Raw genomic sequence first — 20,021 nt, 5'->3', positions numbered from 1 at the left:
TCCGCCGATTCTTGATCAAGGAGCGAGCAAGTGGTTGATCTACATCTGGACCCGGAGGTGTTGTCGGGTTTGCAGGAAGTCATGGAAGGCGAGTATCCCAAGCTGCTTGATACCTTTCTCGATGATTCCCAAAAACGCGTCGAAGCACTGCGCAAGGCCAGGGATGACGCCAAGGCGTTGGGGCGGATTGCGCATAGTTTCAAGGGCAGCAGTGGGAACCTTGGGGCAGTGCGGTTGGCGCAGTTGTGTCAGCGGTTGGAGGTTGAGTCGGTTGAGTCTGCGGTTGGGGATCTGGGGGAGCTGGTCGATCAGATTGATCGGGAGTTTGCGTTGGTGAAGCCGTTGTATGAGTCGGAGCGGCAGCGGTTTCAGGTTTGATTGTGTACATATCCGTTTTTTATGTAACGGCGGCTTATGGTTCCGCCCTTACGGCGGGTCACTTTTGGAAAGGCCCAAAAGTAACCAAAAGGCCTTCGCCCCAACACTCGGCACCTCGCCTAGGCTCGGTGTTCCCTCACTCCGGCTTGAATCCGTGGGCCGCCGCAATGGGCCATCCATGGCCCAGTGCGGCTAACCCGGCGTCCTGCCGGGTTACCCACGGATTCAAGCCTGCGTTCGGCCAGCGTGTTTGACGGGGCGCCCCAGATCAAAAGCAAGAGCGCGGCGGCCTTAGAGCCGACCGGATTGAATGGCCGGTACTCGGTCAAAGTGTGGGAGGGGGCTTGCCCCCGATGGCAGTGGGTCAGTCACTGATGAGTTGGCTGACACACCGCCATCGGGGGCAAGCCCCCTCCCACAGTTTGATCTTCATGTATCAGTTGAAGGGTGGCGGCGTTTTTCAAGGTAGTTGTCGTGTCTCCCGTCTTGCTAGGCGACCTTCACGACAACTGTCAGCTCCCTTTCGGGATTGAGGTACACCGTCCCGATAGGGTTCCAGTTGCGTGTCTCGCCTGACCACCTTTCAGGCCTTTTTTCTCTCGCTTGCCCATAGATTGCCGCCCTCCGGGCCAAGATTTCCCGGTCTTTTCCCTCGTGGCGCTGGGCGGGTGTCACGAAGCGGATTCGGCTATGACGATGCTCGGTGTTGTACCAGGCCATAAAATTCCTGACCCAGATACGCGCGTCATCCAGGCTGCCAAATCCATCCTGCGGCCACTGCGGGCAGTACTTCAGCGTTCTAAACAGCGACTCCGAGTAAGGATTATCGTTGCTTACCCGGGGTCTTCCTCTCGATGGCGTGATACCCAGGTCGTACATCTTGGTCAGTAACGTCACCGATTTCATCGGTGCGCCATTGTCCGAGTGAAGCACCAGCGGCTGACGCCAGCACTTCTCTCTAGTGACACTTCGTTGCAGTAGGACAGCGGCTTTTTCACCGTTTTCTGCTTCGTAAACTTCCCAGCCCACAGCCTTTCGGCTGTAGATATCTTCGATCAAATACAGGTAGTAAAACTTCCCACGAACTGGCGACGGCAGGTACGTGATATCCCAAGACCACACCTGATTGGCGGCTGTCGCCGCGTAGGTGGTGGGTGCTTCATGGCGATGCGGGCGTTTGGCGCGGGAACGATGCTGCTGCTGATCTGCCGCACGCAGCACTCGGTAAAAGGTTGCCTCCGATGCCATGTAACGTCCCTCGTCAGCGAGCCGTGGCACGATCTGGCTCGGTGGCAGATGTGCGTAGGCCTTGCTGTTGCACAAGGCCAGGATGGCTTGGCGCTCAACATCAGTCAGAGCATTATTCGGCACTGGCCTCACCGTCGTGGTGCGCCCATCTGCCAACAACGCTTCGGGCAGGATCCAGCGTTGTAGCGTGCGTAGCGAAATACCGACTTCTAGACACGCAGGCGCCCTGCGGGCGCCCGCAGTGATGGCTTCGGTGAGCCAGTCGACGAGAAGATGCCGTTCTGGCAACAAGGTCAATTGTCCTCGTCGTCGCTCCCCCAGTAGGCATTGAGCTTTTTCGCAGCACCAGCAATGCGACTGTTTCAGCCAGCGCTGCATCCTTTCGGCGCAGCTCACGCTCCAGCTCCCGAATCCGGTTCTTATCCTCCTTGGTCTCACCAGCGATTCCTTTTTTCAGCGCTGAGTGATTAGTGCTGTTGGCAATGAAAGCTTTGCGCCAGCCGTCAATTTGCTCAGGGAAAATACCGTTGCGACGGCAATACTCACTCAGCTCCAGCTCCGACAAAGCTGATGATTCGATGACTGCCATGAGCTTGGATTCGGCAGACCAACTTTCAGGCGACTGCTTGTTTTCGGACAACTGAGAACCTCTGGCAGCAGCTTGCTTACGCCAATAATGAAGAGACATGTCGCTACAACCTTCACGGCGCGCGACCTCCGACGCTGACAGGCTCAGGGGCGGAAGCATCATTTTCAACAGCGCAGCTTTGCGTTCTTCTGAATAGAAAGGCATGACCTTACTCTTGCCGCCCCCGGAATACTTTTAAAAAGCGGAGGACACGACAACTACCCTGACACCGGGGGGTGGTTTGCTCTGGCTCTGGCTCTGGCTCTGGCTCTGGCTCTGGCTCTGGCTCTGGCTTTTGATCTGCTTTTGATTTTGATCTTAGGCGCCCCGTCAAACACGCTGGCCGGAATTCGGCAGGGATTTGGGGGGTAAACCGGCAGGGATGCCGGTTTAGCCGCCCCGCGCCATGGATGGCGCGTGGCGGCGGCCCCCCAAATCACTGTCGGATTACGGGCACACCGAGCCTGGGCGAGGTGCCGAGTGTTGGGGCAAGAGCGTTTTGCTTACTTTTGCGCTTTTCAAAAGTGAGCCGCCGTAAGGGCGGAACCATAAGCCGCCGTTGCCCAAATAATGGATATACACACAAAACCCAAAACCTGGCCCAACTCTTGCTCTACCTCCAGTTGCTGCATCCCCGACCCCCATGCAGTGGAGACCTTTACCTATGCCAGTCGCCCCCAATTCGCTCCTTCAGGCTGCCCCCGCGGCCAAGCCTCAAGCGCCCTCTGCCAACCCACCGGCAGCGGCTGCGGACCCACGGGACAAGGGCCCTGGCTTCGCTCAAGTGTTTGCCAACCAGGCGTCCAAACCTTCGGTCAAGACCGACGACAGCTCGGCCAAACCCACCGCAGGCAAGTCGTCCGATGCCAGCGCCAAGCCTGCAGCGGGCAATGACAAGCCTGCCGCCAGCACGCCAGCCGTTGCCGATAGCGGCAATACCTTGCCTGCCACGCCGCCGGCCAAAACCGACGACAGCGCCAGCAAGGATGATGACGCGCCAGCCGACCCGACCCTGGTGCAGCAGCCTCCGGCCGACCCGGTGGTCGACCCGGCATTGATTGCCACCGTCACCCCGGTAGCCGTGCCGGTGCCGGTTGAAACACCCGCGCCCGTTACCACCGCCAAGGATGACAAAACCCAGCCAGTGGTCGCGGCGCCGGTCGCCGCGACCGAGGAGGCCAAGCCCGCGTTCGATCCGGAGGCTGATCCCCTGGATGCCATGCCAGCCGTACGCCTGGCGATGGAGCAGGGCGGTCATGTATCGGCCAGCAGCCAGGCGCAGGCAAAAAGCGCTCCGGCACCGACTCAGGATCAACCCACCGCCGCACAGAATTTCGCCGCCGGCCTGGCCAATATGGTCGATCAGCAAGCCACCAAGGACAGCACCGACCAGGGCGGCGACAAGGCTTTCAGCGGGTTGATCGAAGACGGTCTCAAGGACCTGAAGAACGCCAGCAGCGACACCCGTGTCGATGACTTCGCCAACCGCCTGGCCGCATTGACCCAGGCGGCCACGCCGAAAACCGCCAACGCCTTGCCACCGGTGACCAATGCACCATTGGCCATGCACCAGAGCGGCTGGACCGACGAAATCGTCAACCGGGTGATGTACCTGTCCAGCGCCAACCTCAAGTCGGCGGAGATCCAGTTGCAACCCGCTGAGCTCGGCCGCCTGGATATCAAGGTCAACATGACCGCCGACCAACAGGCCCAGGTCAACTTCATGAGTGCCCACCCGGTAGTGCGTGAAGCGTTGGAAAGCCAGTCCGGGCGCTTGCGGGAGATGTTTGCCCAGCAGGGCATGGGCCAGGTGGACGTGAACGTGTCGGACCAGTCCCGTGGGCAGGAGCAACAACAGCAGCAGGCCCAGACCCGTGGTGTGAGCGGTAGCGGCGGGCGCGGTGGTGACAATGGCGACAGCGGCAACCACCTTGATGTGGCTGAAGCCGTGACGCCGGTCACCTCAACCGTAATCGGCTCCAGTGCGGTCGACTACTACGCCTGATCCGGACGAAATGTGGGAGGGGGCTTGCCCCCATGAGGCTGTGTCAGCTGAAACATGGGTGACTGATACACCGCTATCGGGGGCAAGCCCCCTCCCACATTTGATTTTTGGTGTCCTCTCTTCCCAAATGACCAGACAACTCTGGCATAACACTTGCTCTTGCCTTTCCGTAGATCTATGAATCCCCGAATAGTGACGGATTATTGGCATGGCGAAGAGCGACGACGCAGCAAAAGCACCCGCAGGCAAAGGCAAGCTCAAGCTTATCCTGTTGATAGTCCTGGGCCTGCTCCTGGCCATCGGCGCCTCGGTCGGCGGCACTTGGTACATCATGCACAGCAGTGCCAGCAAGCCGGCACCCGCCGCTGAAACCGCCACTAACGTCAAGCAACCGGCAATCTTCGAACCGATGCTTCCGGCCTTTGTCGCCAACTTCAATCAGAACGGTCGTCAACGCTACTTGCAGGTGAGCATCACCTTGCTGGCGCGTAACGCTGCGGACCTGGACGCCCTCAAGGTGCACATGCCCGTGATCCGCAACAACCTCGTCATGCTGTTCTCCAGCCAGAGCTTCGACACACTCGCCACCCCGGTGGGCCAGGAAATGCTGCGCCAGAAGGTTACGGCCAGCGTGCAGGAAGTGGCCCAGAAGGAGCTCGGCAAAGTCGTGGTCGAGCAGGCGCTCTTCACTAACTTCGTATTGCAGTAGGATCACGACATGGCCGTGCAAGACCTGCTGTCCCAGGATGAAATCGATGCGCTGTTGCATGGCGTCGACGATGGTCTGGTACAGACCGAAATGGCTGCCGAGCCCGGCAGCGTCAAAAGTTATGACCTCACCAGCCAGGATCGTATCGTCCGCGGACGCATGCCGACCCTGGAGATGATCAACGAACGTTTCGCCCGTTACACCCGCATCAGCATGTTCAACATGCTGCGCCGTTCGGCGGACGTGGCGGTGGGCGGTGTGCAGGTGATGAAGTTCGGCGAGTACGTGCACTCGCTGTATGTGCCGACCAGCCTCAACCTGGTCAAGATCAAGCCACTGCGCGGCACCGCGCTGTTCATCCTCGACGCCAAGCTGGTGTTCAAGCTGGTGGACAACTTCTTCGGCGGCGACGGCCGCCACGCCAAGATCGAGGGCCGGGAGTTCACCCCCACCGAGTTGCGGGTGGTGCGCATGGTGCTGGAGCAAGCCTTCATTGACTTGAAGGAAGCCTGGCAGGCGATCATGGAAGTCAACTTCGAGTACATCAACTCCGAAGTGAACCCGGCGATGGCCAACATCGTCGGCCCCAGCGAAGCCATTGTGGTGTCCACGTTCCACATCGAACTCGATGGCGGTGGCGGCGACCTGCACGTGACCATGCCGTACTCGATGATCGAACCGGTGCGCGAGATGCTCGACGCCGGTTTCCAGTCCGACCTGGACGACCAGGACGAACGCTGGGTCAAGGCCCTGCGCGAAGACCTGCTGGACGTCGACGTACCGCTGAGCGCCACCGTGGCCCGTCGTCAGCTGCGCCTGCGCGATATTTTGCACATGCAGCCGGGGGACATCATCCCGGTCGAATTGCCGGAAGAAATGATCATGCGCGCCAACGGCGTGCCGTCATTCAAGGTCAAGCTCGGTTCCCACAAGGGCAACCTGGCGCTGCAGGTGGTCGAGCCGATCAACCGCCGCTGATTCACTCCTATTTATGAATGTTTGCTCCGCCGAGGACATGTAATGGCTACCGAACACGAAAACACTTCCGCCGAAGACCAGGCCCTGGCTGACGAATGGGCGGCTGCCCTGGAAGAAACCGGCGATGTTGGCCAGGACGATATCGACGCGCTGCTGGCCGCTGACGCCGCAACCGCCCCGGCCGGCAACCGCCTGCCCATGGAAGAGTTCGGCAGCGTGCCGAAAAACAACGAGCCGGTGTCCCTCGATGGCCCGAACCTGGATGTGATCCTCGATATCCCGGTATCGATTTCCATGGAAGTCGGCAGCACTGAAATCAACATCCGCAACCTGCTGCAACTCAACCAGGGTTCGGTGATCGAGCTCGACCGCCTGGCCGGCGAGCCGCTGGATGTGCTGGTCAACGGCACCCTGATTGCCCACGGCGAAGTGGTGGTGGTCAACGAAAAGTTCGGCATCCGCCTGACCGACGTGATCAGCCCGAGTGAACGCATCAAGAAGTTGCGCTGATATGAAGTATTCGATGGCGGGACTGTTTCTGGCGCTGCCATTGAGCGCCCTCGCGGCTGAGCCGGCTGCGCAAGCGACGGCGGTAGCCGCACCGGTGGTGAGCAGTGGTGTCGGCGGGCAATTGACCCAGTTGGTGCTGGGGCTGTTGCTGGTGGTCGGGCTGATTTTCGTGCTGGCCTGGCTGATGCGCCGTGTGCAGCGCGTAGGGCCGGGTAACGGCCAGGTGATCGAGATGATCGGCTCCCGCGCCCTCGGCCCGCGTGATCGGCTGGTGCTGGTGCAGGTGGGCGAGGAGCAGATCCTGCTGGGTATCACCCCTGGCCGCATCACCCCGTTGCACGTGCTCAAGACCCCGGTGAGCGTGGACCAGAGCCAGTCCGCCACGCCAGAATTCGCCCAGCGCCTGATGGAGTTGCTGGGCAAGGATCAGAAGGATAAGAAGTAATGCGCGTTTTATTGACGCTCATGCTGTTGCTGGCCGCGCCACTGGCGTTTGGCGCCGACCCGTTGTCGATCCCGGCGATCACGTTGGGTACCAACGCGGCGGGCGCGCAGGAGTATTCGGTCAGCCTGCAGATCCTGCTGATCATGACCGCGCTGAGCTTTATCCCGGCGTTCGTCATGCTGATGACCAGCTTCACGCGGATCATCATCGTGTTCTCGATCCTGCGCCAGGCCCTGGGTCTGCAGCAGACGCCGTCGAACCAGATCCTCACCGGCATGGCCCTGTTCCTGACGCTGTTCATCATGGCGCCGGTGTTCGACAAGGTGAACCAGCAAGCCCTGCAGCCCTACCTGGCGGAGAAAATGACCGCCCAGGACGCGATCGACAAGGCCCAGGGCCCGATCAAGGATTTCATGCTGTCGCAGACCCGCTCCAGTGATCTTGAGCTGTTCATGCGCTTGTCCAAGCGCACCGACATCGCGACCCCGGACCAGGCGCCGTTGACCATCCTGGTACCGGCGTTCGTTACGTCCGAGTTGAAGACCGCGTTCCAGATCGGCTTCATGATCTTTATCCCGTTCCTGATCATCGACCTGGTGGTGGCGAGCGTGCTGATGGCCATGGGTATGATGATGCTGTCGCCACTGATCATCTCGCTGCCGTTCAAGATCATGCTGTTTGTGCTGGTGGACGGCTGGGCGCTGATTATCGGCACCCTGGCCGGCAGTTTCGGCGGGGTATAGCGCGATGACGCCAGAAGTAGCCGTCGACCTGTTCCGTGAAGCGCTGTGGCTGACCACCATGATGGTCGCCGTGCTGGTGGTGCCGAGCCTGTTGGTCGGCCTGTTGGTGGCGATGTTCCAGGCGGCGACTCAGATCAACGAACAGACCTTGAGCTTCCTGCCGCGCCTGCTGGTGATGCTGGTCACCCTGATCGTCGCCGGCCCGTGGCTGGTGCAGACCTTCATGGAATACATCCTGCAGTTGTACGGCAGTATTCCGCAGTTGATCGGCTGACCCGATGCAGTCCTTGCTGGCGTTGACCGACACCCAGATCAGCACCTGGGTGGCGTCCTTCATCCTGCCGCTGTTCCGGGTGACGGCCATGCTCATGGCCATGCCGGTGTTCGGCACCACACTCGTACCGCGCCGCGTACGCCTGTACTTTGCGGTGGCGATTACCGTGGTGATCGTGCCTGGGTTACCGCCGATGCCGCCGGTCAATGCCATCGACCTCAGTGCCTTTCTGCTGATCGCCGAGCAGATCCTGATCGGCGCGCTGATGGGCTTTTCCCTCACGCTGTTTTTCCAGGCCTTTGTGATCGCCGGGCAAATCATCTCGATCCAGATGGGCATGGGCTTCGCCTCCATGGTCGACCCTACCAACGGTGTGTCGGCGGCGGTGATCGGGCAATTCCTGACCATGCTGGTGACCTTGCTGTTCCTGGCCATGAACGGCCATCTGGTGGCCTTCGAGGTGATGACCGAAAGCTTCACCACCTTGCCGGTGGGTTCGGGGCTGGTGGTCAATCACTTCTGGGAGATCGTCGGACGACTCGGCTGGGTATTGGGCGCTTCGCTGTTGCTGGTGTTGCCGGCGATCACTGCGTTGCTGGTGGTGAATATTGCGTTTGGCGTGATGACCCGTGCGGCACCGCAACTGAACATCTTCTCGATTGGTTTCCCGTTGACCCTGGTGTTGGGCATGGGGATTTTCTGGATCGGCCTGGCCGACATTCTCAATCAGTATCAACCGCTGGCGACCGACGCCCTGCAGTTCTTACGTGATCTGGCACGGGCGCGCTGAGCCATGGCCGAGAGCGAGAGTGGTCAGGACAAAACAGAAGACCCCACGGAGAAACGTAAAAAGGACTCCAGGGAAAAGGGCGAGATTGCGCGCTCCAAGGAGCTCAATACCGTCGCCACCATGATGGCCGGCGCCGGCGCGTTGCTGATCTACGGCGGCGGCCTGGCGCTGGACCTGATGGAGTTGATGAAACACAACTTCACCTTGCCCCGCGAGGTGCTGCTCAATCCCGACGCCATGGGCCGGTACCTTTTGCATTCGGGCCAGATCGCGATCCTGGCGGTGCAGCCGATCCTGATCACCTTGCTGCTCGCCGCGCTGATCGGCCCGGTCGCCCTCGGCGGCTGGCTGTTCGCCGCCGGCAGCATGGCGCCCAAGTTCAGCCGCATGAACCCTGCGGCCGGGCTCAAGCGAATGTTCTCCACCAAGGCTCTGGTGGAACTGCTCAAGGCGTTGGCCAAGTTCATCCTGATCCTGTTCGTGGCGCTGATGGTGTTGTCGTCCGACATCGACGACCTGCTGCGCATCGCCCATGAACCGCTGGAGTCGGCGATCATCCACAGCGTGCAGGTGGTGGGCTGGAGTGCGCTGTGGATGGCCGCCGGGTTGATCATCATCGCGGCGGTGGATGCGCCGATCCAGTTGTGGGAAAGCCACAAGAAACTGCTTATGACCAAGCAGGAAGTGCGCGACGAACACAAGGACCAGGAGGGGCGCCCCGAGGTCAAGCAGCGTATTCGCCAACTGCAGCGCGAGATGTCCCAGCGCAAGATGATGGCCTCGGTGCCCGACGCCGACGTGGTCATCACCAACCCGACCCACTACGCCGTGGCCCTCAAGTACGACCCGGAGAAGGGCGGCGCGCCGATGCTGCTGGCCAAGGGCAGTGACTTTACCGCCTTGAAGATCCGCGAAATTGCGGTGGCCAACGACATCCTGCTGCTGGAGTCGCCGGAGCTGGCGCGGTCGATCTTCTATTCCACCGACCTCGACCAGGAAATCCCCGCCGGGCTGTACCTGGCCGTGGCCCAGGTGCTGGCGTATGTCTATCAGATTCGCCAGTACCGTGCGGGCAAGGGCAAGCGGCCCGATCCGCTCAAGGATCTGCCGATTCCGCCGGACCTGCGCCGCGATTCCTGACACCGGGTCGCCCTCCCTACCACTCGTCGATAACTGGCGTCTACCTGTCAAACTTCACAGTAGCCAGACTGCGCTGCTCGCGGTTCTATTGCCCTATGCACTGCGCGCAGGCTGTAAATGAGATGCAGGGAGAGTGGTTTTGAATCGGGTTACCAGAGGCGTCGTCACATCCTATGACCAGGCAACTGGAAAGGGTTTGATTGTCGTGGACGGCGAGGCCGTTCCAGTGGATCTCATTGGTTCGCGCGGCGTCCGGCTTGCAGTGGGTATGCAGGTTGCGTTTCAGAGGATCCATCGACCTGACGGCGTCTTTGCATGCGATGTCAGGGTCATCCAGCAAGTCCTTGAGTGAGATATCAGGAGAACGGTAATGGCAACAGGCACGGTGAAGTGGTTTAACGCGGAGAAGGGTTACGGGTTCATCACTCAAGACGATGGCGGTGATGTTTTTGTCCATTATTCGGCTATCAAGAGCGACGGTTTCAAGACGCTTGAAGAACATCAAAAAGTTGAATTCGATTTAGCCCAAGGACCCAAAGGCGGTCAGGCTGAAAACGTCCGCATCCTATCAGCGTCATAATCGTTCCCGCAGAGTAGTGCAGGAACGATCCGCCATCAGGCCCTCAAGTGCTCGCTGTCCTCCAGTACTCTGTCGGCCAGCAGCTTCGCGAGCCCGATCAACTGCGCTACGCCCAGCGCACCTTCGCGTTTTGTCCCGTCCAATTCAAACGCAAAGTCACTCATCAGCGCTTCGGCCGAAGCGAGGGTTTCGGTGAGGTTGACCAGCAGGTCCTCGGTTTTCAGGTGGTCTGCAACGGTGAAGAGGCTGATGGGGGGATTTGGGGTGGGTTTGATCATTGTGAGGCTCCTTAAAAGTGGAGCTGCCACTGATCGCCGCGACGCGATGGGGTGACAGCTGTGCGCAGGTTCGCGGACCGGTCAAGGAGCAACCCGGCATACCCTAAGGTATCCCGCGCACAGCCGCCATAGCGCCGCACAGTAGACGCTAAAAAAGCGTCAACTGAAAGCGGGCGATAGTGCTTTTGCTCTTTGAAAATCCGGGCCGCGACGCCCGTCCACTGCGTTTGCAGCGGTGTACGGAGACTAGAGAGCGAGTTTCCTAGGGGCAACCGCAAAACCTTGTCAGAAATTTCCCCAGTAGTACCGGCTGCGCGCACATCCAAGTGTGGGAGGGGGCTTGCCCCCGATGGCGTTGTGTCAGTCACCGACTCTTAGTCTGACAAGCTGCAATCGGGGGCGAGCCCCCTCCCACATTTAAAATGTGTTCTTTCCGAAAAAACGTGGGCGTCCATAGCGATCGACGTTCCAAAACAAAAGTTGGAAGGCTTCTTGCAATACCGCCTTCAGGACGCTCAACCGCGTCAAAACTTTGCTTCAAAGGACACGAGGAATACTGGTGGATCGCTCTCAAATGCTCGGCACGGCGCGCAGCACCCTGACTGACCTCTCGCGGGGCAATCTGGGTGTGCCGTTGTTGTTGCTGGTGATGCTGGCAATGATGATGTTGCCGATGCCGCCGTTCCTGCTGGACGTGTTCTTTACCTTCAACATCGCCCTGTCCGTCGTGGTGCTGCTGGTCTGCGTGTACGCCCTGCGGCCGCTGGACTTTGCGGTATTCCCGACCATCCTGCTGGTCGCCACCTTGCTGCGCCTGGCGCTGAACGTGGCGTCCACCCGCGTGGTGATGCTGCACGGCCAGGACGGCCATGCCGCCGCCGGCAAGGTGATCCAGGCCTTCGGCGAGGTGGTGATTGGCGGTAACTACGTGGTCGGTATCGTGGTGTTCGCGATCCTGATGATCATCAACTTCGTGGTGGTGACCAAGGGCGCCGGGCGGATTTCCGAGGTGAGCGCGCGGTTTACCCTCGACGCCATGCCCGGCAAACAAATGGCGATCGACGCCGACCTCAACGCCGGCCTGATCGACCAGAACCAAGCCAAGTCACGCCGCCTGGAAGTGGCCCAGGAAGCCGAGTTCTACGGTTCCATGGACGGTGCCAGCAAATTCGTGCGCGGTGACGCCATCGCCGGCCTGCTGATTCTGTTCATCAACTTGATCGGCGGCGTGGCGGTCGGCATGTTCCAGCACGGCATGACCTTCAGCGATGCGGGCAAGGTGTACGCCTTGCTGACCATCGGTGACGGTTTAGTGGCGCAATTGCCATCACTGTTGTTATCTACAGCAGCGGCGATCATGGTGACCCGTGCATCGGGCTCCGAAGACATGGGCAAGCAGATCAGCCGGCAGATGTTTGCCTCGCCCAAGGCCCTGGCCGTGGCGGCGGGCATCATGGCGATCATGGGCATCGTGCCGGGCATGCCCCATGTGTCCTTCCTGAGCATGGCGGCCATGGCGGCCGGCGGTGCCTACCTGTTCTGGAAAAAGCAGAATGCGGTCAAGGTCCAGGCCCAGCAGGAGATTGCACGCCAGCAGGAACTGCTGCCATCCCCGGCCCGCGCCCAGGAAACCAAGGAGCTGGGCTGGGATGACGTGACCCCGATCGACATGATCGGCCTGGAAGTCGGCTACCGCCTCATTCCGCTGGTGGACCGCAACCAGGGCGGCCAGCTGCTCGCGCGGATCAAGGGCGTGCGCAAGAAGCTGTCCCAGGACCTGGGCTTCCTGATGCCCACCGTGCATATCCGTGACAACCTGGACCTGGCGCCCAGCGCCTACCGCCTGACTCTCATGGGCGTGATCCTGGCCGAAGCCGAGATCTACCCGGACCGCGAACTGGCGATCAACCCGGGGCAGGTGTTCGGCAGTCTCAACGGCATTACCGCCAAAGATCCGGCTTTTGGCCTGGACGCGGTGTGGATCGAAATCAGCCAGCGCAGCCAGGCGCAGTCCCTGGGTTATACCGTGGTGGACGCCAGCACCGTGGTCGCTACCCACCTCAACCAGATCCTCTACAAGCACTCCCACGAGCTGATCGGCCACGAAGAAGTCCAGCAATTGATGGGTTTGCTCGGCAAAGCCTCGCCAAAACTCGCCGAAGAGCTGGTGCCGGGCATCCTGTCGCTGTCGCAGTTGCTCAAGGTGTTGCAGGCGCTGCTGGCCGAACAGGTGCCGGTGCGCGATATTCGCAGCATTGCCGAGGCTATCGCCAACAATGCCGCCAAGAGTCAAGATACTGCCGCCCTGGTGGCTTCGGTGCGCGTCGGATTGTCGCGCGCAATCGTGCAAAGCATTGTAGGGCTTGACTCCGAGCTGCCTGTGATCACCTTGGAACCAAGGTTGGAACAAATATTGCTCAATAGTATTCAGAAGGCAGGACAAGGCCAGGAAGAGGGCGTTCTGCTGGAGCCAAGCATGGCCGAGAAGCTGCAGCGTTCGTTGATCGACGCCGCGCAACGCCAGGAAATGCAAGGCCAACCGGTGATCCTGCTGGTGGCAGGCCCGGTCCGGGCGATGTTGTCGCGGTTTGGGCGCCTGGCAGTACCGAATTTGCACGTTTTGGCTTATCAGGAAATTCCTGACAACAAGCAAGTGACTATCGTCGCGACAGTAGGGCCCAACGGCTGAGGGTAGTGGGTTATGCAAGTGAAGCGTTTTTTCGCCGCCGATATGCGTCAGGCCATGAAACTGGTTCGTGATGAGCTGGGCGCCGACGCCGCGATTATCGGCAACCGTCGTATTGCCGGCGGTGTCGAGCTGACGGCTGCCCTGGATTACACACCTTCGGCCTTGGCGCCGCGCGTGCCGAACATGGAGCTCGAAGACGAGCTGCGCAAGACCGCTTCGCGGATTGTTTCGGCCCAGGCTGAACTGAGCATGCGTGGCGACAGCGATGCCACCACCAATCGCCAGTTGTTCGCCGGCCTGCCGCTGACCGCCGCGGAGCCATTGGTTGAGCCAACCTTCAAAGAGCCGCCGCGTCCCGCTGCGCCAGCCCCGGCAGCGGCGGTTGACCAGCGTGTGTTCGACTCGATGCGCTTTGAACTCAATGGCCTGCGTGAGCTGCTCGAAGTCCAGTTGGGTTCGCTGGCCTGGAACCAATTGCAAGGCAGCAAACCGCAACAGGCCAACCTGTGGCGTCGCCTGCAACGCATCGGCCTGTCCGGCCCGTTGTCCCGCGACCTGCTGGCCCTGACCACCGAAATCGAAGAGCCTCGCCAGGCCTGGCGCATGTTGCTGGCCCACTTGGCGCGGATGATCGTCACCCCGGAAATCGAACCCCTGGAAGAGGGCGGTGTGATCGCCATGGTCGGCCCTGCCGGCATGGGCAAGACCACCACCCTGGCCAAGCTGGCGGCGCGTTACGTGCTCAAGTACGGCGCTCAGAATATCGCGCTGGTGAGCATGGACAGCTACCGTATCGGTGCCCAGGAGCAGCTCAAGACCCTGGGTCGCATTCTCAATGTGTCGGTGACCCATGTCGATCCGGGCCAGTCCCTGGCCAACGCCCTCGACCCGCTGCTGCGCAAGCGCGTGGTGCTGATCGACACCGCCGGCCTGCAAGCCAGCGACCCGGCATTGCGCATGCAGTTGGAAAGCCTGGCCGGGCGTGGCATCAAGTCGAAAAATTACCTGGTGCTTGCAACCACCAGCCAGAAACAGGTTCTTACCGCTGCGTATCATAGTTACAAGCGCTGCGGCCTGGCCGGTTGCATCCTCACCAAGCTCGACGAAACCGCGAGCCTGGGCGAGGTGCTGAGCCTGGCCATCAGTCATGAATTGCCGGTCGCCTACCTGACCGACGGGCCGCGGATCCCGGATGATCTGCATCTGCCGCGCCGTCATCAGTTGGTCAGCCGTGCAGTCAGCGTGCAAATGCAAGACGAGCCTAGCGAGGAAGCGATGGCCGATATGTTCGCCGACCTCTACCACAACCCGGCGAAGCGGGTAGGTTGAGGGCGGTATGAACACCGTGAAATGTATCTACATCGATGGTCTGCAAGCGATTCACGCGGCCAAGCCATGTAGCCTGCGTCTAAGCAAGACAAGGTAAAGAAATAAAATGGGCAGCATGCATCCCGTACAGGTGATCGCGGTGACCGGCGGCAAAGGTGGCGTCGGGAAAACTAACGTGTCAGTGAATTTGTCCCTGGCCCTGGCAGAGCTTGGCCGTCGCGTCATGCTGCTGGATGCTGACCTGGGGTTGGCGAACGTCGACGTTCTGCTGGGGCTGACGCCCAAACATACCCTTGCCGATGTGATCGAGGGCCGCTGTGAGCTGCGCGATGTGCTGCTGCAGGGGCCTGGTGGCATCCGCATCGTCCCGGCCGCCTCCGGCACCCAGAGCATGGTGCACCTGAGTCCGGCGCAGCATGCCGGGCTGATCCAGGCGTTCAGTGACATCGGCGACAACCTCGACGTGCTGGTGATCGACACAGCCGCCGGGATCGGCGAGTCCGTGGTCAGCTTTGTGCGCGCTGCGCAGGAAGTGTTGCTGGTGGTCTGCGATGAACCCACCTCGATCACCGACGCCTACGCCCTGATCAAACTGCTTAACCGTGACTACGGCATGAACCGCTTCCGCGTCCTGGCCAACATGGCCCAGAGCCCGCAGGAAGGGCGCAACCTGTTCGCCAAGTTGACCAAGGTCACGGATCGTTTCCTCGATGTCGCCTTACAATACGTCGGCGCAGTTCCCTACGACGAGTGTGTGCGCAAGGCTGTGCAAAAGCAGCGTGCAGTCTACGAAGCGTTCCCTCGTTCCAAGTGCGCACTGGCGTTCAAGGCTATTGCCCAGAAGGTCGATACCTGGCCGTTGCCTGCCAACCCTCGGGGGCATCTGGAGTTTTTCGTCGAGCGATTGGTGCATCAGACGAGCGCAGGACCCGTGCTATGACAGCGACCGGCTACAACGCGTACAAGAAGTCTGCCCGTGACAGCCAGGGCGAGTTGATCGAGCGCTACGCGCCCCTGGTCAAGCGCATTGCCTATCACTTGCTGGCGCGCCTGCCCGCCAGCGTCCAGGTCGAAGACCTGATCCAGGCGGGCATGATCGGCTTGCTCGAAGTGTCGACCAAATACGACGCGAGCAAGGGTGCAAGTTTCGAGACGTATGCGGGCATCCGCATCCGTGGCGCGATGCTCGATGAAGTGCGCAAGGGTGACTGGGCGCCGCGTTCGGTACACCGCAATACACGCATGGTCAGTGACGCAATTCGCGCAATTGAAGCAAAAACCGGTCGCGACGCTAAAGATCACGAAGTTGCGGCCGAACTCCAATTGAGTCTCGACGATTACTACGGGATTTTGAACGATACCTTGGGCAGCCGCCTGTTCAGTTTCGACGACCTGTTGCAGGACGGCGAACATGAAGGGCTGCACGAGGACGGCGCGAGTGCTCATATGGAGCCATCGCGTGACCTGGAAGATGAGCGTTTCCAGGGGGCGTTGGCGGACGCGATTGCCAATTTGCCGGAGCGTGAGCGGCTGGTGTTGGCGCTGTACTACGACGAAGAGCTGAACCTCAAGGAAATCGGTGAGGTCCTGGGTGTCAGCGAATCGCGGGTCAGCCAGTTGCACAGCCAGTGCGCAGCCCGCTTGCGGGGGCGTTTGGGAGAGTGGCGAGCGCGCTGAACAGGCAGTGTGGGGACACTGCAGACGATACCGCGAGGGCAACCGGCCTTCGCGGGTTCGACCCGTGGTGCCCCCGGCAGTCCTTTTTGTGTAATGCCTGTTGATTGAAATGGCGCGTCCAGGTGCTGGGCGCGTTTAAGACTGCTTGGAGGTCGAATTGGACAAGAACATGAAAATCCTCATCGTTGATGACTTCTCAACGATGCGGCGGATCATAAAAAACCTGTTGCGTGACCTTGGGTTCACAAACACGGTCGAGGCGGATGACGGCATTACGGCGATTCCGATCCTCAACAGCGGGAGCATCGACTTTCTGGTAACAGACTGGAACATGCCGGGCATGACCGGTATCGACTTGCTGCGCCACGTGCGCGCTGACGAAAAGCTGCGCAGCCTGCCAGTGCTGATGGTGACCGCCGAAGCCAAGCGTGAGCAGATCATCGAAGCTGCCCAAGCCGGGGTCAACGGTTACGTGGTCAAGCCATTCACTGCATTGGCCTTGAAAGAGAAGATCGAAAAAATCTTCGAACGCATCCACGGCTAATGCCATCGCGGGGGAGCTATGGAGCATAAAGAAACGTCACAGGGAGACTTCGAGTCGACCCTGAAAAAGCATGCTCACCAGTTGGTCGACAGCCTTGAAAAAGGCCAGTTCGGCGACGCGGTGCAGTTGATCCATGAGCTCAACCAGACCCGTGACCGCGGCCTGTACCAGGAAGTGGGCAAGCTCACACGCGAGCTGCACAGTGCGATCGTCAATTTCCAGATTGACCCGCATATGCCCCAGGCCGAAGAAATCTCGCAAATCACCGATGCCACCGAACGCCTGTCCTATGTGGTCAGGCTGACTGAGGCGGCGGCCAACCGCACCATGGACCTGGTGGAAAACGCCACGCCTCTGGTCAACGGCATGGCCACTGAAGCCCAGGCCCTGAGCCACGACTGGGGCCGCTTCATGCGCCGGGAAGTGGGGGCTGAGGAGTTTCGCGAGTTGGCACGTCGGGTTGACGGTTTCCTGTCACGCAGCGAGCAGGAAAACCGCACGGTTTCCAGCAACCTCAATGACATTCTGCTGGCCCAGGATTACCAGGACCTCACCGGTCAGGTGATCAAGCGTGTGACCCAGTTGGTCACCGAAGTGGAAAGCAACTTGCTCAAATTGGTGCTTATGGCTGGCCAGGTTGACCGTTTCGCCGGCATCGAACATGACCGCGAAGCGATCCTCTCGGAAAAAGATCCACAAAAACATCTCGCCAAGGGTGAAGGTCCGCAGATTCATGCCGATAAACGTGAAGACGTTGTATCGGGTCAAGATGATGTCGATGACCTGTTATCCAGTTTAGGCTTCTAAGGAGCACCCACATGAGCTTCGGCGCCGATGAAGAAATCCTTCAGGATTTCCTTGTAGAGGCCGGCGAAATTTTAGAGCAGTTGTCCGAGCAACTGGTCGAGCTGGAAAGCCGACCGGATGATGCGAACCTGCTCAATGCAATTTTTCGCGGTTTTCACACTGTAAAAGGGGGCGCCGGCTTCCTCCAGCTCCATGAGCTGGTGGAGTGCTGCCACATCGCCGAGAACGTGTTCGACATCCTGCGCAAGGGTGAGCGTCACGTTGATTCGGAGTTGATGGACGTGATTCTCGAAGCACTGGATGCGGTCAACGGCATGTTCAGCGAGGTGCGCGACCGTGCACCGATCACGGCGGCCACTCCGGAACTGCTGGCCGCCCTGGCGCGCCTGGCGGAACCTGCCGACACGTCGGCCGCACCGGTGGTTGAAGCCGCACCGGAGCCTGTGGTTGAGGCCGAGCCGGATGTGACCGACAGCGAGTTCGAACAGCTGCTCAACTCCCTCAGTGCCGTCAAGGCCGAGGCGGAAGCACCGGCTGCGCCGGCTGCACCGGTCGCCGCACCGACCAGCGAAGACATCACCGACGCCGAGTTCGAATCGCTGCTCGACCAGTTGCATGGCAAGGGCCAGTTCGCGGCCGACGCAGTGGCACCTGCTGCTGCTCCTGCGGATGCACCGGCGGCCAGCGCAAGCACCGACATTACCGACGATGAATTCGAGGCATTGCTCGACCAACTGCATGGCAAGGGCACCTTCGCGGCCGACGCCTTGCCGGAAGTCGCCGCCACGGCTGCGGCACCGGCTGCTGCCAGCGCCGCCCCTGCGGGCGATGGGCTGATCTCCGATCACGAGTTCGAATCCCTGCTGGACGAGTTGCACGGCAAGGGCAAGTTCAGCGAAGTGGCCCCGGCCGCAGCGGTGGCGACCGCTGCACCGGTCGCCGCCAAGGCCGCTGCGCCAGCGTCGGCCGCCAAACCTGCACCGGCTGCCAAGCCAGCACCGGCCCCGGCCGCCGCACCTGCTCCGGCACGTGCCGCCGCCGCGCCGACAGCCGAGAAGCCTGCCAGTGAAGCCGAAACCACCGTGCGGGTTGATACCGCGCGCCTGGACGACATCATGAACATGGTCGGCGAACTGGTACTGGTGCGTAACCGCCTGGTGCGCCTGGGCCTGAGCAGCGGCGATGAAGCCATGCAAAAGGCTGTGTCGAACCTCGACGTGGTCACCGCCGACCTGCAGACCGCCGTGATGAAAACGCGGATGCAGCCGATCAAGAAAGTCTTTGGCCGTTTCCCGCGCCTGGTTCGCGACCTGGCGCGTCAGCTGAAGAAAGAAATCAACCTGGAACTGGTGGGCGAAGAAACCGACCTCGACAAGAACCTGGTCGAGGCCCTGGCCGACCCGCTGGTCCACTTGGTGCGCAACGCCGTCGACCACGGCGTGGAAACCCCGGAAGAGCGCGAAGCCTCGGGCAAGTCCCGTGGCGGCAAGGTGATCCTGGCGGCGGAGCAAGAAGGCGATCACATCCTGCTGTCGATCACTGACGACGGCAAAGGCATGGACCCGACCATATTGCGCAACATCGCGGTCAAGCGTGGCGTGATGGACAAGGACGCCGCCGACCGCCTGACCGACACCGAGTGCTACAACCTGATCTTCGCCCCGGGCTTCTCGACCAAGACCGAGATTTCCGACGTGTCCGGCCGTGGCGTCGGCATGGACGTAGTGAAGACCAAGATCAGCCAGCTCAACGGCTCGATCAACATCTACTCGACCAAGGGCCAGGGCTCCAAGATCGTCATCAAGGTGCCGTTGACCCTGGCGATCATGCCGACCCTGATGGTGATGCTGGGCAACCAGGCGTTCGCCTTCCCGCTGGTCAACGTCAACGAAATCTTCCACCTCGACCTGTCGCGCACCAACGTGGTGGACGGCCAGGAAGTGGTGATCGTGCGCGACAAGGCATTGCCCCTGTTCTACCTCAAGCGCTGGCTGGTGGCATCGGCTGCCCATGAAGAGCAGCGCGAAGGCCATGTGGTGATTCTGTCCGTGGGCACCCAGCGCATCGGCTTTGTCGTCGATCAACTGGTTGGCCAGGAAGAAGTGGTCATCAAGCCTTTGGGCAAAATGCTGCAGGGAACCCCGGGCATGTCGGGTGCGACCATCACCGGTGACGGTCGGATCGCGCTGATTCTCGATGTTCCGAGCATGCTCAAGCGTTACGCCGCTCGGCGTATTTGATTCTGGTGGGGCAGGGCGGTAGTGCCCGC

The 20,021-nt window shown here is 60.7% G+C and carries 20 protein-coding genes; 18 read left to right on the top strand and 2 right to left on the bottom strand.

Features of this window, described 5'->3' with window-relative positions:
* Positions 1–30 precede the first annotated feature (30 nt).
* Positions 31–378 carry an Hpt domain-containing protein gene (locus tag M2497_RS22905; RefSeq protein ID WP_071493755.1) on the top strand — a complete coding sequence of 116 codons (348 nt, stop codon included), beginning with the start codon at positions 31–33 and terminating at the stop codon, positions 376–378.
* Between the two features lie 489 nt (positions 379–867).
* Here the strand turns inward: M2497_RS22905 and M2497_RS22900 are convergent.
* Positions 868–2,419 (bottom strand): IS3 family transposase gene (locus M2497_RS22900; protein WP_248483401.1). Its coding sequence is split into 2 segments (ribosomal slippage): positions 868–1,960 and positions 1,959–2,419, totalling 1,554 coding nucleotides; the frame shifts between segments, so codons are not numbered across the junction.
* 499 nt (positions 2,420–2,918) lie between these two features.
* Here M2497_RS22900 and M2497_RS22895 point away from each other — a divergent pair.
* From M2497_RS22895 to M2497_RS22850, 10 genes are all read left to right on the top strand, one after another.
* Positions 2,919–4,259, top strand: coding sequence for a flagellar hook-length control protein FliK (locus tag M2497_RS22895; protein ID WP_248483399.1), 1,341 nt, complete (start codon positions 2,919–2,921; stop codon positions 4,257–4,259).
* A gap of 208 nt (positions 4,260–4,467) precedes the next feature.
* Positions 4,468–4,968, top strand: a complete 501-nt coding sequence (gene fliL / locus M2497_RS22890; protein ID WP_058427233.1) for a flagellar basal body-associated protein FliL — start codon at positions 4,468–4,470, stop codon at positions 4,966–4,968.
* Between the two features lie 9 nt (positions 4,969–4,977).
* The gene (gene fliM / locus M2497_RS22885) at positions 4,978–5,946 is read left to right on the top strand and encodes a flagellar motor switch protein FliM (protein WP_010208755.1); all 969 of its coding nucleotides are present in this window, start codon (positions 4,978–4,980) and stop codon (positions 5,944–5,946) included.
* A gap of 42 nt (positions 5,947–5,988) precedes the next feature.
* Complete coding sequence (gene fliN, locus M2497_RS22880; RefSeq protein WP_058427232.1) at positions 5,989–6,456, top strand: flagellar motor switch protein FliN; 468 nt, start codon at positions 5,989–5,991, stop codon at positions 6,454–6,456.
* A gap of 1 nt (position 6,457) precedes the next feature.
* Positions 6,458–6,901 carry a flagellar biosynthetic protein FliO gene (gene fliO, locus M2497_RS22875; protein WP_248483397.1) on the top strand — a complete coding sequence of 148 codons (444 nt, stop codon included), beginning with the start codon at positions 6,458–6,460 and terminating at the stop codon, positions 6,899–6,901.
* Positions 6,901–7,644 carry a flagellar type III secretion system pore protein FliP gene (gene fliP, locus M2497_RS22870; RefSeq protein ID WP_016976565.1) on the top strand — a complete coding sequence of 248 codons (744 nt, stop codon included), beginning with the start codon at positions 6,901–6,903 and terminating at the stop codon, positions 7,642–7,644. The genes fliO and fliP overlap by 1 nt, the downstream gene beginning before the upstream one ends.
* A gap of 4 nt (positions 7,645–7,648) precedes the next feature.
* The gene (fliQ, locus tag M2497_RS22865; RefSeq protein ID WP_003175300.1) at positions 7,649–7,918 is read left to right on the top strand and encodes a flagellar biosynthesis protein FliQ; all 270 of its coding nucleotides are present in this window, start codon (positions 7,649–7,651) and stop codon (positions 7,916–7,918) included.
* 4 nt (positions 7,919–7,922) lie between these two features.
* Entirely contained in the window at positions 7,923–8,708 is a 786-nt protein-coding gene (gene fliR, locus M2497_RS22860) for a flagellar biosynthetic protein FliR (protein ID WP_248483395.1), read from the top strand.
* 3 nt (positions 8,709–8,711) lie between these two features.
* A complete protein-coding gene (gene flhB / locus M2497_RS22855; protein ID WP_248483393.1) occupies positions 8,712–9,848 on the top strand; it encodes a flagellar biosynthesis protein FlhB in 1,137 nt (378 codons plus the stop codon).
* A gap of 370 nt (positions 9,849–10,218) precedes the next feature.
* Positions 10,219–10,428: a cold-shock protein gene (locus M2497_RS22850; RefSeq protein ID WP_248483391.1), complete on the top strand. Its 210-nt coding sequence runs from the start codon at positions 10,219–10,221 to the stop codon at positions 10,426–10,428.
* A 35-nt stretch (positions 10,429–10,463) separates the two neighbouring features.
* Here the strand turns inward: M2497_RS22850 and M2497_RS22845 are convergent, their stop codons facing one another.
* On the bottom strand, positions 10,464–10,706 hold the full coding sequence (locus M2497_RS22845; RefSeq protein WP_071493750.1) for a DUF6124 family protein: 243 nt from the start codon (positions 10,704–10,706) through the stop codon (positions 10,464–10,466).
* Between the two features lie 559 nt (positions 10,707–11,265).
* Here M2497_RS22845 and flhA point away from each other — a divergent pair.
* From flhA to M2497_RS22810, 7 genes are all read left to right on the top strand, one after another.
* Entirely contained in the window at positions 11,266–13,395 is a 2,130-nt protein-coding gene (gene flhA / locus M2497_RS22840; RefSeq protein WP_248483389.1) for a flagellar biosynthesis protein FlhA, read from the top strand.
* A 12-nt stretch (positions 13,396–13,407) separates the two neighbouring features.
* The gene (gene flhF / locus M2497_RS22835) at positions 13,408–14,724 is read left to right on the top strand and encodes a flagellar biosynthesis protein FlhF (protein WP_071493748.1); all 1,317 of its coding nucleotides are present in this window, start codon (positions 13,408–13,410) and stop codon (positions 14,722–14,724) included.
* Positions 14,725–14,830: 106 nt separating this feature from the next.
* Positions 14,831–15,664, top strand: coding sequence for a flagellar synthesis regulator FleN (gene fleN / locus M2497_RS22830; RefSeq protein ID WP_003192912.1), 834 nt, complete (start codon positions 14,831–14,833; stop codon positions 15,662–15,664).
* Positions 15,661–16,401 (top strand): RNA polymerase sigma factor FliA, encoded by a 741-nt coding sequence (fliA, locus tag M2497_RS22825; RefSeq protein ID WP_016976604.1) that lies wholly within the window; start codon positions 15,661–15,663, stop codon positions 16,399–16,401. The genes fleN and fliA overlap by 4 nt, the downstream gene beginning before the upstream one ends.
* 169 nt (positions 16,402–16,570) lie before the next feature.
* Complete coding sequence (locus tag M2497_RS22820; RefSeq protein WP_015885173.1) at positions 16,571–16,945, top strand: chemotaxis response regulator CheY; 375 nt, start codon at positions 16,571–16,573, stop codon at positions 16,943–16,945.
* An 18-nt stretch (positions 16,946–16,963) separates the two neighbouring features.
* Complete coding sequence (locus M2497_RS22815; protein ID WP_065909831.1) at positions 16,964–17,752, top strand: protein phosphatase CheZ; 789 nt, start codon at positions 16,964–16,966, stop codon at positions 17,750–17,752.
* An 11-nt stretch (positions 17,753–17,763) separates the two neighbouring features.
* On the top strand, positions 17,764–19,992 hold the full coding sequence (locus M2497_RS22810) for a chemotaxis protein CheA (RefSeq protein WP_248483387.1): 2,229 nt from the start codon (positions 17,764–17,766) through the stop codon (positions 19,990–19,992).
* Positions 19,993–20,021 lie beyond the last annotated feature (29 nt).

The organism is Pseudomonas sp. CYM-20-01 (assembly GCF_023169845.1).
Lineage (GTDB): Bacteria > Pseudomonadota > Gammaproteobacteria > Pseudomonadales > Pseudomonadaceae > Aquipseudomonas > Aquipseudomonas azotoformans.
This window is presented reverse-complemented; position numbering and strand designations above follow the sequence as displayed.